Annotated in this window: 11 protein-coding genes, 1 pseudogene and 1 other annotated feature; of the genes and pseudogenes, 2 read left to right on the plus strand and 10 right to left on the minus strand. The window is 60.2% G+C overall.

What is annotated here, in order from left to right:
- Positions 1 to 140: 140 nt before the first annotated feature.
- Both GCU53_RS00980 and GCU53_RS00985 read right to left on the minus strand, forming a co-directional pair.
- Positions 141 to 1,090, minus strand: a protein-coding gene (locus GCU53_RS00980; protein WP_208845411.1) for an IS630 family transposase whose coding sequence is annotated in 2 segments (ribosomal slippage) — positions 141 to 749 and positions 752 to 1,090 — 948 coding nt in all. Because the reading frame shifts where the segments join, the coding sequence is not laid out codon by codon here.
- Positions 1,091 to 1,179: 89 nt separating this feature from the next.
- Positions 1,180 to 2,271 carry an IS630 family transposase gene (locus GCU53_RS00985; protein ID WP_152389741.1) on the minus strand — a complete coding sequence of 364 codons (1,092 nt, stop codon included), beginning with the start codon at positions 2,269 to 2,271 and terminating at the stop codon, positions 1,180 to 1,182.
- 165 nt (positions 2,272 to 2,436) lie between these two features.
- Here GCU53_RS00985 and GCU53_RS00990 point away from each other — a divergent pair, with 165 nt between their 5' ends.
- A complete protein-coding gene (locus tag GCU53_RS00990; protein WP_152385970.1) occupies positions 2,437 to 3,783 on the plus strand; it encodes an IS701 family transposase in 1,347 nt (448 codons plus the stop codon).
- Positions 3,784 to 3,844: 61 nt separating this feature from the next.
- On the opposite strand, the gene GCU53_RS00995 is transcribed toward GCU53_RS00990, so the two are convergent.
- Both GCU53_RS00995 and GCU53_RS01000 read right to left on the minus strand, forming a co-directional pair.
- Positions 3,845 to 4,791 (minus strand): IS630 family transposase gene (locus tag GCU53_RS00995; protein WP_425278168.1). Its coding sequence is split into 2 segments (ribosomal slippage): positions 3,845 to 4,446 and positions 4,446 to 4,791, totalling 948 coding nucleotides; the frame shifts between segments, so codons are not numbered across the junction.
- A 385-nt stretch (positions 4,792 to 5,176) separates the two neighbouring features.
- Entirely contained in the window at positions 5,177 to 6,109 is a 933-nt protein-coding gene (locus tag GCU53_RS01000; protein ID WP_152385971.1) for a transporter, read from the minus strand.
- A 243-nt stretch (positions 6,110 to 6,352) separates the two neighbouring features.
- Between GCU53_RS01000 and GCU53_RS01005 the strand changes: the two genes are divergently transcribed.
- Positions 6,353 to 8,260, plus strand: coding sequence for a sigma-54-dependent Fis family transcriptional regulator (locus GCU53_RS01005; protein WP_152385972.1), 1,908 nt, complete (start codon positions 6,353 to 6,355; stop codon positions 8,258 to 8,260).
- Between the two features lie 198 nt (positions 8,261 to 8,458).
- Here GCU53_RS01005 and yiaY read toward each other — a convergent pair whose 3' ends face one another.
- From yiaY to GCU53_RS01045, 6 genes and pseudogenes are all read right to left on the minus strand, one after another.
- On the minus strand, positions 8,459 to 9,607 hold the full coding sequence (gene yiaY, locus GCU53_RS01010) for an L-threonine dehydrogenase (protein ID WP_152385973.1): 1,149 nt from the start codon (positions 9,605 to 9,607) through the stop codon (positions 8,459 to 8,461).
- 221 nt (positions 9,608 to 9,828) lie between these two features.
- A complete protein-coding gene (exaC, locus tag GCU53_RS01020) occupies positions 9,829 to 11,358 on the minus strand; it encodes an acetaldehyde dehydrogenase ExaC (protein ID WP_152385974.1) in 1,530 nt (509 codons plus the stop codon).
- Positions 11,359 to 11,563: 205 nt separating this feature from the next.
- Complete coding sequence (locus GCU53_RS26730; protein ID WP_425278160.1) at positions 11,564 to 11,731, minus strand: zinc ribbon domain-containing protein; 168 nt, start codon at positions 11,729 to 11,731, stop codon at positions 11,564 to 11,566.
- Between the two features lie 58 nt (positions 11,732 to 11,789).
- Positions 11,790 to 13,026: pseudogene (locus GCU53_RS01035) on the minus strand (IS3 family transposase).
- Positions 12,618 to 12,748: a sequence feature (AL1L pseudoknot), on the minus strand. Its footprint overlaps the pseudogene before it by 131 nt.
- A gap of 47 nt (positions 13,027 to 13,073) precedes the next feature.
- Positions 13,074 to 13,397, minus strand: a complete 324-nt coding sequence (locus GCU53_RS01040; RefSeq protein ID WP_152385975.1) for a hypothetical protein — start codon at positions 13,395 to 13,397, stop codon at positions 13,074 to 13,076.
- Positions 13,398 to 13,766: 369 nt separating this feature from the next.
- Positions 13,767 to 14,069, minus strand: a complete 303-nt coding sequence (locus tag GCU53_RS01045; protein ID WP_152385976.1) for a hypothetical protein — start codon at positions 14,067 to 14,069, stop codon at positions 13,767 to 13,769.
- Between the last annotated feature and the right edge of the window lie 343 nt (positions 14,070 to 14,412).

Consider the following 14,412-nt stretch of genomic DNA (forward strand, 5'->3'; position numbering starts at 1 on the left):
ACAAGACTTATCCTGAGTAGTTGTGATTCACCACACTAGCTGGATCACTTCGCAGTGGTGACCCGGCAGGGCCTGGGCATCGACGGCAACTCGCTGGCCGGCAGCGCCGGCATGTTCGCCACGCTGCGACTAGACCCTTTTCATCCTGACCAGCCATAGCCGCAATGACGGATATAACGTTCGCATTCGGCGGACGGAAAGCGCTCCAGCAAGGTGCCGATGGCCGACCACAGGGTATCGACCGTGCGGGCGGCGGCCTTGCGCCGCAGCGCCTTCAGCTTCGCGAACACCTGCTCGATCGGGTTGTAGTCCGGACTATACGGCGGCCAATAGCGCAGCTCGGCACCGCGCGCCTGGATGGCCTCCCGCACACCGGCCACCTTGTGCGAGCCGAGGTTGTCCATCACCACGATGTCCCCGGCACCCAGGGTGGGCGCCAGCGCCTGCTCGATCCAGGCGCGAAACGCTTGCCCGTTGATCGGCCCATCGAGAGCCAGCGGAGCGACCAACCCGTCGCTGCGCAGCGCACAGACGAAGGTGGTCGTCTTCCAATGACCCTGGGGCACCTGTCCCGGACAGCGTCGCCCGCGTGGCGAACGTCCCCGGCTCGGGCTCATGTTCGTGCTCGCCCAGGTCTCGTCGAGAAACACCATGCGGCGCACGTCGAGCAGGGACAGCCCTGCGGCCCAGGCGTGGCGAGCCTGCGCTACGTCGGCACGTTGCTGCTCGGCGGCCTGGAATGACTTTTTTTGAGTGTCAGCCCCAACCGCCCCAGCGTTTTCCACAGCGTGGTCAGGCTCACCCGCACGCCATGCTCGGCCTCGATCCACTGGCACAACTGCGTCAGTGTCTGCTCGGGGGCCGCGGCCACGCGCTCGGTCAGCGCCTCTTCGAGCCCCTGGAGTCGAGGGGGTACGTGGTTGCACTGGACCCCGGCACTGACCTGGCCCAGTTTCTGTCGCGAGCGTGCCCGCGCCACATAGGACTCGCTCACCGCGAAGCGCCTGGCCACCTCGCGAGTCGAGCCGTCAGCCGCCAGCACCCGATCGCGCAGATCCTGCCCGTAGGCCTGCCCTCGACGCCATCCCATGAGCCACCTCCCGCGCTTGCGAACCCATGCTTCCGTTCAGCTTGGCTGCCCGATCCCGGCTCGGCCACAACCACTAGTAGCCTGTCTGGTTAATCCAATAACTCATTCCGAATAACTGCCAGCTTTGCTCGATGCACCGAGCCGATAATCGACTCAGCCGTTTTGTTCCAGCGGAACGGCTTGGCCGAATGTTCGTTATGAGCCTCGATGAACCGACGAATAGCCGCTCTCAGATCAGCCACGCTGCTGAAGGTGTCACGATAAAGCGCCCGTCTTTCCAACTGAGCGAACCAGCCCTCCACGGCGTTCAGCCAGGAGGCGCTGGTCGGCGTGAAGTGCAGCTTGAAACGGGGATGCTTCCCCAGCCACTCCTTGACGGCCGCAGTCTTGTGAGTCGAGCTATTGTCCAGAATCACATGCAGGTCCAGCTCGGACGGGGTGCTGCGGTCGATCTGTCGCAGGAACTCGAGAAACTCCCTGGCCCTGTGCCGTTGCGTGATACGGCCCATGACCTTGCCCGTCAGGATGTCGAAGGCGGCATACAAGCTGGCCGTCCCATGACGCTTGTAGTCATGCGTCCGCCGCTCAACCTGCCCGGACTTGAGCGGCAGCATGGGCTGCGTGCGATCCAGCGCCTGGATCTGCGTTTTTTCGTCAACAGACAGCACAAGGGCGTTGTCGGGCGGATTCAAGTACAGCCCGACGACATCGACCACTTTGTCTGCAAAGTGCGGATCGTTACTGATCTTGAAGGTTTTCAAGCGGTGCGGCTCAAGATCGGCAGCCGCCCACACCTGTGCGACTTGCCAGATGCTGACCCCGGCGTACCTGGCCATCAATCGCAGGCTCCAGTGGGTAGCCTCGCGCGGCACCCGCTGGGTCGTCAGCGTCAGGATTTCCTTGATCTTCGCCTCGTCGAGCTTGCGCGGTGCTCCGCTGCGCCGCAGGTCGCTCAGTCCCTCAAGGCCAGCCTCCTGATAGCGCTTGCGCCATTTGAAGATCACTGGCGCGGAGACGTGCAGCTGCTCGCTGATCTCCCTGGGCGTGAGGCCATTGGCCAGCAGCAACAGAATTCTGGCTCGCTGGCCGATGCTCTGAGGCAGCGACCCCAGGCGCAGCCAGCCTTGCAGCTTATCGGCATCACCGGGGTTCAAGAGAAAAGGGGCTGCTGGCCGGGCCATATGAATGCTCAATCCATGGCGATAGAGCGCACAGTACTGGCCCGGCATTGGGTTAACGAACTTTACAGACAGCCCACTAGTCTTACTGTGTCATAAGGAATCGAGGAGAATACAGCCGTTTCAACAGCTGGCTGGATTCTGGATTCACGAGCGAACGGATAACGGATGGAACAGCGCTTCGAAGCTTACCTCGATCATCTGTGCGACTCCCTGGGCCACGTGGACCGGCATGAAGGTCTGCGTGGGTATTGTCAGGGACTGATGTTGCCGCTGGCACGAAAGAGCGTCGAACCGCTGGCTGCAGGAATCGATCCCCATGCAGTGCGGGCACGCCACCAGTCACTGCATCATTTCGTAGCCAAGTCCGACTGGTCGGACGAGGGATTGCTCGAGCGTGTGCGGGCCTGGGTGGAGCCGGCGCTGCTGCGCGAGGGTGGCACCGAGCGCTACTGGATCATCGACGACACGGGCTTTCCGAAGAAGGGCAAGCACTCGGTCGGTGTGGCGCGCCAGTACTGTGGCCAATTGGGCAAGCGGGACAATTGCCAGATTGCCGTGAGTCTGACGCTGGCTACCGAGAGGGCGAGTCTTCCCGTGGCCTGGCGGCTGTATCTGCCCGAGGACTGGGCGGCAGATACGGCGCGGCGCACCCGCGCCGGCGTGCCGGAAGGGGTTGGGTTCCAGACCAAGCCCACGATTGCACTGGAACAGGTCAAGGCCGCTCTGGCTGCGGGAATTGCGCGGGGTGCTGTGTTGGCCGATGCCGGCTACGGCAACGATACGGGATTTCGCGATGGATTGACCGAGCTGGGGCTGGCCTACGCCGTCGGCGTGCAGGGAGCGACGACCGTCTGGCCGCAAGGCAAGGCGCCTCTGCCCCCGGAACCGTGGAAAGGCGTGGGACGCAAACCCCGTCTGCTGCGGCGGGATGCCGAACATCGGCCGGTCAGCGTGAAGGCGCTGGCGCTCGGTCTGCCGGCCAGCGCTTATCGTACCGTCACCTGGCGACAGGGCAGCAACACGGCACTGTCCGGTCGCTTTGCCGCGGTTCGGGTGCGGGCGGCGCATCGTGACCACCAGCGGACTGCCGCACGCGACGAGGAGTGGTTGCTCATCGAGTGGCCCGAGGGGCAGCAGGAACCGGAAAAATACGTCCTGTCGACCCTGCCCGCGGACACGTCTTTCGAACGGCTCGTTGCCGTGACCAGGATGCGCTGGCGTATCGAGCGTGATTACCAGGAACTGAAGCAGGAGTTCGGTCTTGCCCATTATGAAGGGCGAGGCTGGCGTGGCTTTCACCATCACGCCTCGCTGTGCATTGCCGCCTATGGCTTTCTCGTGGCCGAGCGCCTGCATCATCCGGCCACCCAAAAAAACGCCACACTCCGCCCGCCATCTGTCTTACCCAACGAGTACGTTCCGCGGGGCCGCTCAGCGGCCCCAGCGTCATCAAGCCAACTCGATCACGACCTTACGCTGGCTGATCGCCCAGCGGCTGGCGAGCTGTCTTGATCGCTGTCCGTGCTGCGGACGGAAAAATAGCGAGCAGATGAACGTCTAGAGCATTTTTACCTTATCCCGATTCATATCCGGCTGCCTCGAAGTAGTGCCTGCAGTCCTGTGCAGAGAACTGCGCAATCGCCTCGCCAATGCTCTGCCACAGCTCCGGCACGGTCCGCGCCGCCGCCTTTCTCAGCAGTGCCTTGAGCTTGGAGAAGGCCATCTCGATCGGGTTCAGGTCGGGGCTATAGGGTGGCAGGTAGCGCAGTGTGGCTCCTGCGCCTTCGATGGCCTGGCGTACCCCCGCCACCTTGTGGGCCGGCAGGTTGTCCATCACCACGATATCGCCGGGCGTCAGCTCGGGTACCAGAACCTGCCCGACATAGGCCAGGAAGACCGGGCCGTTCATGGCGCCATCGAGCACCAGCGGCGCGCTCAGGCCATCCAGCCGCAGGCCGGCGGTAAAGGTCGTGGTTTTCCAGTGGCCGTGGGGGATCGCGGCCCGGCAGCGCTCGCCGCGAGGGGCCCAGCCCCGCAGGCGGGCCAGGTTCGTCGAAGCGGCGGTTTCGTCGACGAAGATCAGCTTGCGCCAATCGAAACCGGACTGCTCCTCGATCCATCCCTGTCGGACTGCCTGGACGTCCGGCCGTTGCTGCTCGGCTGCATGCGCCGTCTTTTTTTGAACGTCATGGCGTGCCGGTCGAGAAACGTCCACACCGTCGCCAGGCTGACACGGACGCCACGCTCCCGTTCGAGGGTCGCGGCGAGTTCGGCCAGCGTCAGGTCGGGGGTCTGCTCGAGCAGGCCGAGCAGGTAGTCCGCATGGGGATCGAGCCGCAAGCCCCGGGGCTTACCCTGTCGGCGGGCGACGAGTTCCCCGCCTTCCCGGAAGCGCCGTACCCAGACGATCGTTGTTGCCGTCCCGACGTCGAATCGCTCGGCGGCCTGCCGAGCCGACAGCCCACCCATGGCCGCGTCGACGACGCGCTGGCGAAGATCCGCACTGTATGCCCGAGCCATTCCGGTCCCCTTGTCCGAGCGGGAGAGGAGAACCGAAATGACCAGGAAGAGCAACCCCTGTATGTCGAATTCGTATTTTCTAAAAATGCTCTAGCTTTATGACACAGTAAGAGTAGTTAGTCAGGCCAAAAATGCTCTAGCGGCATTAGCCGCGCGAAGGACAAGCTTCTGAGCACACAACAAGTACACTGTATCTTTAGCATCAAGCAGAACCTCTTTTATTGTTATGGCGAAACTCTCACTTGCAAAGTTGATTGGAAATCTATGGATTGTCCTGTGGTTTAATTTTCGAAAAAAGAAAAACTTAATAACGATGTAAGTTGAGGGGTCAGCGCACTCTAAAACTTACCCAAAGCCATCATGGAGAGAGTAATAATCCAGTGGCTCAAAATAGCTGTAGAAGCCTTAGACTTATACGTCCATCCTCCTTAAAACCATTGTCAACTAAAATATCTGAACCAAGATTTATCATCAGTTGCGTGCTTGGCGAAACGAAGAAAGAGGTTCCAACAGTATACCTAAGGGTGTCAGGTTCATCGTTCATGCTCACGCCATCGATTTTACTCTCGCCTCCCCAGAGTTTCGATAGACTAGCACGAACATCAAATGTATCGGTAAAGTTGTAGCGTAGAAAAATCTGACCCTGGTATAGGGCATCCTGCCTTTTTGTAACACCACCGCTTCCATAGTCATCATTCTTACCGAAGAAAGTTACATCACCAACCAAGTCGAGACTCACTTTGTCGGTCAGGGCAGTAGCATAGCCAGCTTGCAAAGCAAATTTCCAACGATTCTCACCGAGGTTGACCGCTCGGTCTCTTTCATAACTACCGATGGGTACATAGAGGAAAGGGGTTATACCGAAATAACGCTGTTTAACCAGATCATTTAGCGGCCAGACAGTGGCAGCCAGGATTAAGTCACCAATACCACTATCACTACCAAGGCTTTTCGTTTCACCATTAGCCCGCATACTGCCGAATGGCAATAGGAATTGAGGGTCGACAATATACTTGCCAAGTTGCATATAGTGCACAATGCGCAGGATACCTATATCGGAGTCTAGACCAGCAGCACTGGACCGCTTATGCCCATCGACATAAATTTCATTGCGCTCTGCATGCTGATAGTACAGCAAACCTATAGTGCTACCATCAGGAAGCGGCGCATAATCACCGGCTTCAACATCCACAGCTGCGACGTCGCAAGAGAATGCAGCCGACAAGCAAAATAATGAAACATGCAAGGTGCACATAATATGTAACTGACGCAAAAGCGAGGAATTGCTATTGCCGGCCAGCTTAACAAACCAGCTCATCAATATTACCTTATTGTTTTTGTTTATGGTTGACACTGTAACTCTTGAAAATCAAGAAAATCATTTTGTATAGAGCACACTACATGCCAAAAAATAAAAATACAGTAAATTCAGTAGGTTGCGTAAAGATATGTCGTTACCATGGGTCACAAAAGCAGTATTTTCAGTATCCTTGTCTCAATTTGATACAATCACCTGGCTCGGATCCAGTACAAACTTGATACACACCTATAGACGCATGCCATGAACAAAACCAATAACACAGCAGCGACAGCTTTTGCCCTACCCACCGACCTGGCACAGTACAATTCATTAGTTGCCCGATCTTGGAATCGTTCGCGTGACTATGGGTTGTCTCCGTCCGATAGGCTTTTATTCGATGCCCCATTGGTGGCCAGTGGTGACGAGATAATCGAGTGCAACCGTCTACTGCTTGAATACGCCACTCCAGAAATGCAACAACTGCACTCCGCCCTAGCCATGCAGGATTGGGTGCTTGCCTGTATAGACCCGCAAGGAGTGGTGCTAAGTACCTTCAGTGATCGTAATCAAACCACACGAGAACTCAACCAAATATTTCGCATCGGTGTTCAGATGTTAGAGCAAAATGTTGGTAGCACCGCTCCCAGCTGCGCTTTAGTAGAACAAGTACCAGTTGTCTTCTCTGGCACTGAGCATTACTTAGAAGAGGCTCGGCAGTTCTCGTGCTTAGCCACGCCGATCTTCGGTCTCGACGGTAGACTCACCGGAGTTCTGAACCTCAGCAGTAAACAAAGCGTGCCTTCGCTCTATATATTTGAATCTTTAATACTTACTGCCCGCACCATCGAGAACCGCCTGTTCACGCAACTTGATGATGTGTTATTGGTACACTTGCATCACCGCCCGGAAATTCTCGCTACACCGTTGGAGGGACTGTTGACCTTCGATCTGTCTGGCAAGCTGCGCAACGCCAACCGTATCGCCAGAGAGGTGTTGCAGCTTGGTAGCAACCTAGCTGGACTGGATTTCGCCGATCTATTCGAGCTACCGTTCGCTCATGTTGTTCGTTATCGTCATCATGACCTCGGCAAGCCGCTGCATCTGCGCAGCCACCTTGGCAGTAAACTGTACTCCTACATAACAGTTAGTCCGACTAAGTATCCGAAGTCGAAGCCAAGGTCTGCGACGGCGCAACTCACCAAGCCGCCACTACCATCGACACCTTCCCCCTGCCTACAGGATCCAGCCGTACAAGCAGCTCTCAGCCGTGGGCACAAGGCCTTTGCGCATGACATACCAGTGTTGATCAATGGCGAAACCGGTGTCGGCAAGGAAGTTTTCGCCCGGCTGCTGCATGATGGCAGCAATCGGATGGGCGAGCCCTTCGTGGCAATCAACTGCTCGTCCATACCAGCCAGCCTGATCGAATCTGAACTGTTCGGCTATGTCGAAGGTGCTTTTACCGGCAGTCGCAAAGGTGGTGCCACAGGAAAAATCGAGCAAGCACATAAAGGCACCCTCTTTCTTGACGAGATTGGTGACATGCCTCTTGAACTGCAGGGCCGCCTACTGCGCGTTCTGCAGGAGCGCAGCTTGACTCGTCTAGGCAGCAACCAGGTAATCCAAGTGGACTTCGCATTGATCTGCGCCACCCACCGTGACCTCAAGCAGCTCTGCACCATCCAGGAGTTCCGCGAAGACCTCTACTACCGTATCAATGGATTGCGCGTGACCCTGCCGGCTCTACGCCAGCGTCAGGACTTGGCAATACTGATTGAGCATCTGCTACGAGCAGAAACTACGGCACGCCAACCACTCAGATTGAGCATGGCGGCGCAGCAGGCGCTACTGGCCTATCACTGGCCAGGTAATATTCGCCAGCTCTATCAAGTGCTGCGTTTGGCGGCGGCGTTGGCAGAGGACGAATGGGAAATCGACCTGAAGCATCTGCCAGAGGAAATATGGGAAGGTCACGAAAGCAAGATCGAACGCTTGGCCAAGATCGATACACCACAGCTGCATGCAGGAAGGACTCTGCAAGCCTCCGGACTATATGCAATCAGGTCGGCCTTAGAGGCGACCGGCGGTAATATCTCGGCTGCCGCGCGCAGTCTTGGCATCGCACGGGCAACTCTGTATCGAAAACTGAAGAAGCTGGAGCAAAGCTAATAGCCCCCTTATCAGAAGGCACGGAAGGCCCGCTTGGGCCGGCCCGCCAAGGCAAGGAGCGGCGTGCAAAGAAAAGCGAAAAAGTTGCTCCCCGCCACCAGAGGGGTAGGTCATGGCGGGGAGCACAGTGACGGTGAAGCCGGGAACGGGAGTCCGGGCCGGCCGGAGCGGGGCAGCCGGCCCGGGCGATCCGCCGCCTTAGAAGGCGCTGCGGAAGATTTCCTCGATCTGCTGCTGGTCGGCCGGACGCGGGTTGGTCAGGCCGCAGGCGTCCTTCAGGGCGTTGGCGGCCAGGGTCGGGATGTCGTCGGCCTTGGCGCCCAGCTCGGCGAGGCCGCCCGGGATGCCGATGTCCTTGGACAGGGTGCGGATCGCCGCGAGGGCAGCCTGGGCGCCCTGTTCGGCGCTCATGCCCTGGACGTCGACGCCCATGGACTTGACGACGTCGCGCAGGCGATCCGGACAGACGCTGGCGTTGAAGCTTTCCACATGCGGCAGCAGGACCGCGTTGCAGACGCCGTGGGGCAGATCGTAGAAGCCGCCGAGCTGGTGCGCCATGGCATGCACGTAGCCCAGCGAGGCGTTGTTGAAGGCCATGCCGGCGAGGAACTGGGCGTAGGCCATGTTCTCGCGGGCGGTCATGTCGCCGCCGTTGGCCACGGCGTTGCGCAGGTTGGCGGAGATCAGCTCGACGGCCTTCAGGGCGCAGGCGTCGGTGATCGGGGTGGCGGCGGTGGAGACATAGGCCTCGACCGCGTGGGTCAGCGCGTCCATGCCGGTGGCGGCGGTCAGGCCCTTGGGCATGGCGGCCATCAGCGAGGGGTCGTTGACCGAGAGCCGCGGGGTGACGTTGCGGTCGGCGATGACCATTTTCACGTGGCGGGTCTCGTCGGTGATGACACAGAAGCGGGTCATCTCGCTGGCGGTGCCGGCGGTGGTGTTGATGGCGACCAGCGGCAGCTGCGGGCGGGCCGAGCGGTCGATGCCCTCGTACTCGCTGATGTGCCCGCCGTTGGCGGCGCACAGGGCGATGCCCTTGGCGCAGTCGTGGGGCGAGCCGCCGCCCAGGGAGATGACGAAGTCGCAGCCGCTGCTCTTGAGCAGGGTCAGACCGTTTTCGACGTTGCTGACGGTGGGGTTCGGCTTGGCACCGTCGTAGAGGACGGAAGCGATATCCTGCTGGGCCAGCAACTGGGAAACCCTGTCGGCCACGCCGGCTTTCGCCAGGCCGGCATCGGTGACGATCAGCGCCTTGCGAAAGCCGTGGTTCTTGATCGCGCCCATGGCCTCGTCGAGGCTGCCGATGCCCATCATGTTCACTGCAGGGATGAAGAAGGTGCTGCTCATGAGGATTTCCTCTCTATTGTTGTCTTGTTTTAAAGCGACCTTGCACACCAGGCGGCCGCGCCGGACCGTCCCGATGCCCGCGCGGGTCGCGCACGCGGGCACCGGCGGGGAGGTGCGGCCATCGGCCAGGTTTTTACCGTGATTCGGGCGAGGGTTCGCCCTGACCGTCTCGATTCAATTCCGTCCCCTGCCCGCGGAGGGCTGGGGACGGGGGCAGTGCATCAGAAGAAGCCCAGCGGGTTGATGTCGTAGCTGACCAGCAGGTTCTTGGTCTGCTGGTAGTGGTCGAGCATCATCTTGTGGGTTTCGCGGCCGACGCCGGACTTCTTGTAGCCACCGAAGGCGGCGTGCGCCGGATACAGGTGGTAGCAGTTGGTCCACACGCGGCCGGCCTGGATGCCGCGGCCCATGCGGTAGGCGCGGTTGATGTCGCGGGTCCAGACGCCGGCGCCCAGGCCGAACTCGGTGTCGTTGGCGATGGCCAGGGCCTCGGCTTCGTCCTTGAAGGTGGTGACGCCGACCACCGGGCCGAAGATCTCCTCCTGGAACACGCGCATCTTGTTGTGGCCCTTGAGCAGGGTCGGCTGGATGTAGTAGCCGCTTGCCAGGCTGCCTTCCAGGCGCTCGGCGGCGCCGCCGGTCAGGACTTCGGCGCCTTCGCTGCGGGCGATTTCCAGGTAGGAGAGGATCTTCTCGAACTGCTGGCTGGAGGCCTGGGCGCCGACCATGGTGTCGGTGTCCAGCGGATGGCCGCGCTTGATCTGGCCGACCTTCTTCATCACGACCTGCATGAAGTCGTCGTAGATGGATTCCTGGATCAGCGCGCGCGACGGGCAGGTGCACACCTCGCCCTGGTTGAAGAAGGCCAGCACCAGGCCTTCGGCGGCCTTCTCGATGAAGGCCGGCTCGGCCTGCATGATGTCCTCGAAGAAGATGTTCGGCGACTTGCCGCCCAGTTCGACGGTGCTCGGGATGATGTTGTCGGCGGCGCACTTGAGGATGTGCGCGCCCACCGGGGTGGAGCCGGTGAAGGCGATCTTGGCGATGCGCTTGCTGGTCGCCAGCGCCTCGCCGGCCTCGCGGCCGAAGCCGTGGACGACGTTCAGCACGCCAGGCGGCAGCAGGTCGCCGATCAGCTCGAGCAGCACGGTGATCGACAGCGGGGTCTGCTCGGCGGGCTTGAGCACGATGCAGTTGCCGGTGGCCAGGGCCGGGGCGAGCTTCCAGGCAGCCATCAGCAGCGGGAAGTTCCACGGGATGATCTGGCCGACCACGCCCAGCGGCTCGTGGAAGTGGTAGGCGACGGTGTTCTCGTTGATCTCGCCGGTGCTGCCTTCCTGGGCGCGGATGCAGCCGGCGTAGTAGCGGAAGTGGTCGGCGGACAGCGGCACGTCGGCGTTGAGGGTCTCGCGGACCGGCTTGCCGTTGTCCCAGGTTTCGGTGACGGCCAGCACTTCGAGGTTCTGCTCGATGCGGTCGGCGATCTTCAGCAGGACGGCGGCGCGTTCCTGCACCGAGGTGCGGCCCCAGGCGGCGGTGGCGGCGGTGGCGGCGTGGGCGGCGTCCAGTGCCTTCTCGATGTCCTCGGCGGTGGAGCGGGGGAATTCGGCGAATTCCTCGCCGGTGACCGGCGAGCTGTTGGTGAAGTACTGGCCTTTCACCGGGGGCACGAACTGGCCGCCGATGTAGTTGCCGTAGCGGACCTTGTAGGAAACGATGGCGCCTTCACTGCCGGGATGGGCATACCGCATGGAGGATTCTCCTGATTCTTGTGGTTCTTGGATTTTCTGGGGAGTGCGCAAGAGCACGTCTGCGAATGGTTAAGGCAGGAGGTGTGCCAAGGTGCCGCAAGCCCACAGCCTGTGCGGATTCGCCGCAGTTTGTCGGGGCTGGGGCGGGGTGTTCTGTGACAGGCCTGAAACAGGGGCGAGACACCTAGGGCGAGACACTTGTGTCTCATAAGCTTGCAGTGATAGTCGAAGCCGGACTTGACATCTTCTCCGCCCAAAAGGGCGGGGGGATTCCCACGACTGGACGGCCATGCCCGGCCGCGAGAATGTTCCTGGCCGCATTCACATCGCGGTCGTGCGTGACACCACACTCACTGCAAGTCCACTCCCTCATTCCAAGTCCCGCGATGCCTTGAACCGCCCCGGGAATTCCGGAGGCTCGTTGGCGTGAGTCACGCCACCATGGCGGACTCGTCAAGTTGTCGATAATAAGCCGCTTCGGCCTCGGCCGGAGGTACGTTGCCGATCGGCTCCAGCAGCCGCCGGTGATTGAACCAGTCCACCTAGGCCAGCGTGGCCAGCTCCACCGCTTCCCGGTTCTTCCAAGACTGGCGATGGATCACCTCGGCTTTGTAGAGTCCGTTGATGGTCTCGGCCAGGGCATTGTCATAAGAGTCGCCCACGCTACCTACGGACGGCTCGATGCCAGCCCCGGCCAGGCGCTCGGTATAGCGGATCGATACGTACTGCACCCCGCGGTCGCTATGGTGGATCAGGCCACCCTGGCTGACGGGGCGGCGGGCGTACAGGGCTTGCTCCAGGGCATCGAGCACGAAGTCTGTCCGAGCCGAGCTGGATACCTTCCAGCCAACGATGCACCGGGCGAATACGTCGATGACGAAGGCCACGTAGACGAAGCCCCGCCAGGTGGAAACATACGTGAAGTCCGATACCCACAGCGCATCCGGGCGCTCGGCGCGGAACTGGCGGTTCACCCGATCCAGAGGACAAGGCGTAGTCTTGTCGCTGGCCGTGGTCTTGACCGGTTTGCCACGCACCACGCCTTGCAGGCCGAGCTTTCGCATCAGGCGCTCCACCGTGCAGCGGGCTACGGCAATGCCTTCGCGCTGCAACTGCCGCCAGACCTTACGTGCCCCATAGACCTGGAAATTCTCATCCCACACCCGCTGGATATGCCCGCATAGGATCTCATCGCGCTGCACGCGCGCTGGGCGCTGGCCGGGATCGGCCCGCCGCGTTGCATGCAAGCGGTACGTCGACGGGGCGATCGGCAGCACTTTGCAGATCGGTGCGGCCGGCCAGGCTCGACCCCAGAGAGCTCGCGGTGTTCGTCGATAAATGTCTTCATGGCTTGAAGCGGCGGTCGAGCTCCGCCTGGGCAAAATACGCCGAGGCCTTGCGCAGGATCTCGTTGGCCTGTCGCAGCTCACGCACCTCCCGTTCGAGCGCCTTGATCCGTTCACGCTCGGGCGTCGTCTGGCCCTCACGCAGTCCGCTATCGCGCTCGGCCTGCCTTACCCAGCGGCGCAGCGTCTCGGCCGTGCAACCGATCTTCGCCGCGATGGAATTGATCGCCGCCCACTGCGACTCGTGCTCATCCTGATGCTCAAGCACCATACGAACCGCCCGTTGCCGGACTTCAGGGGAATACTTCGTGGCTGTCTTCATGGCTCCATCCTCTCAAGAGTTGGAGCCTCCGGGAAACCCGGGGCGGTTCAGCTCTTCTCGCGCAGGATCATGCAATGCAGCGGGCTGACCTCGACGCACAGGGTCCGGTCCTTCGGCAGCCGATCGGCAATGCCGCCCTGGCCGGCCTGCGGTTCGAGGCAGGTTTCAGTCGGCTGGATGTCCAGCCACTGCACCAGGCGTTCGGCGACCGGGGCCGGCGTGGAATAGAACTGGTGGGATTTGGCGTCCGGGAGCTGGCCGCTCACGGCCACTTCCTTGACGACCTGCTTCGGGTTGTAGTCGAACTGCCAGTAGCGCAGGTTCTTGTGCTTGCCGCCGTTGCACGGGACGCAGCCCAGGGCTTCCAGCACGTTCCCACCTCCTCCAGCAGGTGCTTGGAAAGCTCGGCCGAGCTGTAGCGCACGCAGAGCGTGTTGGGCACGAAGAAACACCCCCACGGGCGTGGGGAAGACGGCCAAGTTGAGCAGACGGGACGTCGTGCCGCGGAAAACACCTCCACAGGTGTGGAGAAGACTCGACCTCGCCAAGAATCGGAGTGAAATTGTTGCGGCCTTGCTCGAAAAGTTGCATGGGGCAAACCTCCTGGGTATGTCCCCACGCTCTCATGGCTTCGATAAATCCCAAGTCGGCAGCTACAAGCCCGGGCAGTTTGTTGTCGATAGCTGTCAGCAGCTATTTAAGAGAAAGTTTATTTCTTGCAATGTGTTGATTGAGCGAAATTAATCCTTCTGGTTTTCCACGCTGCATATATACCCCTGCGGACCAGTGACAATCGTGGTTCTGCCGTCAATACCTTTCTCGAGCTGCATCTTGATAGCTCCACTGTCATACATGGTCATTGTCAGAGAGTCGACATTGCCAAACGATTTCCAATTTGTGTCTTTGTACGCGCAGCTAATTTGGCAGCCAGACATCTTACATGCTATTTTTTCTTCCGTGTAATTGTTGGTCGCCTGTGAAACGCCAACAAATGCATTCAGTGCAATAAAAACCGACATCATGCCGAGAATATGTGTTTTCATTTCTTCTCCTTGAAAGGACCGATTGACAGTCGGATTACTTAATTGTTCCCTGGCCCCGCAGGGCAACGTCGGCTGCTGCCAGCAGACACTCCAAGGATGGTTTATTTTCTGCAATTATCAGTCGATAACGAGCGGCTTGGCCCCGTCCCAATGATCGGGCGGAATGACCTCGGTGGCGAAGGCAACCCTCATCCCCAGCGTCGGCGCTCTTGCGCTTGAGCAGGAGCGCGGCCGCGCCGACACACATGGCCTCCGCATCTGTAGAGAAACACTGTCCCTTCTTGTTCGAAAGGGCATGTTGATTGAAACGAGCGACTCGTTGGGGAAATCCTGAAAAAGACTT

Source organism: Azotobacter salinestris (assembly GCF_009363155.1).
Taxonomy (GTDB): Bacteria; Pseudomonadota; Gammaproteobacteria; order Pseudomonadales; family Pseudomonadaceae; genus Azotobacter; species Azotobacter salinestris.

What these genes read in the sequence shown, in the direction of transcription:
- GCU53_RS00985 (WP_152389741.1), bottom strand. Translation starts at nt 2,271, where the DNA reads ATGGCCCGGCCAGCAGCCCCTTTTCTCTTGAACCCCGGTGATGCCGAT.
- GCU53_RS00990 (WP_152385970.1), top strand. Translation starts at nt 2,437, where the DNA reads ATGGAACAGCGCTTCGAAGCTTACCTCGATCATCTGTGCGACTCCCTG.
- GCU53_RS01000 (WP_152385971.1), bottom strand. Translation starts at nt 6,109, where the DNA reads ATGAGCTGGTTTGTTAAGCTGGCCGGCAATAGCAATTCCTCGCTTTTG.
- GCU53_RS01005 (WP_152385972.1), top strand. Translation starts at nt 6,353, where the DNA reads ATGAACAAAACCAATAACACAGCAGCGACAGCTTTTGCCCTACCCACC.
- yiaY (WP_152385973.1), bottom strand. Translation starts at nt 9,607, where the DNA reads ATGAGCAGCACCTTCTTCATCCCTGCAGTGAACATGATGGGCATCGGC.
- exaC (WP_152385974.1), bottom strand. Translation starts at nt 11,358, where the DNA reads ATGCGGTATGCCCATCCCGGCAGTGAAGGCGCCATCGTTTCCTACAAG.
- GCU53_RS26730 (WP_425278160.1), bottom strand. Translation starts at nt 11,731, where the DNA reads ATGAGGGAGTGGACTTGCAGTGAGTGTGGTGTCACGCACGACCGCGAT.
- GCU53_RS01045 (WP_152385976.1), bottom strand. Translation starts at nt 14,069, where the DNA reads ATGAAAACACATATTCTCGGCATGATGTCGGTTTTTATTGCACTGAAT.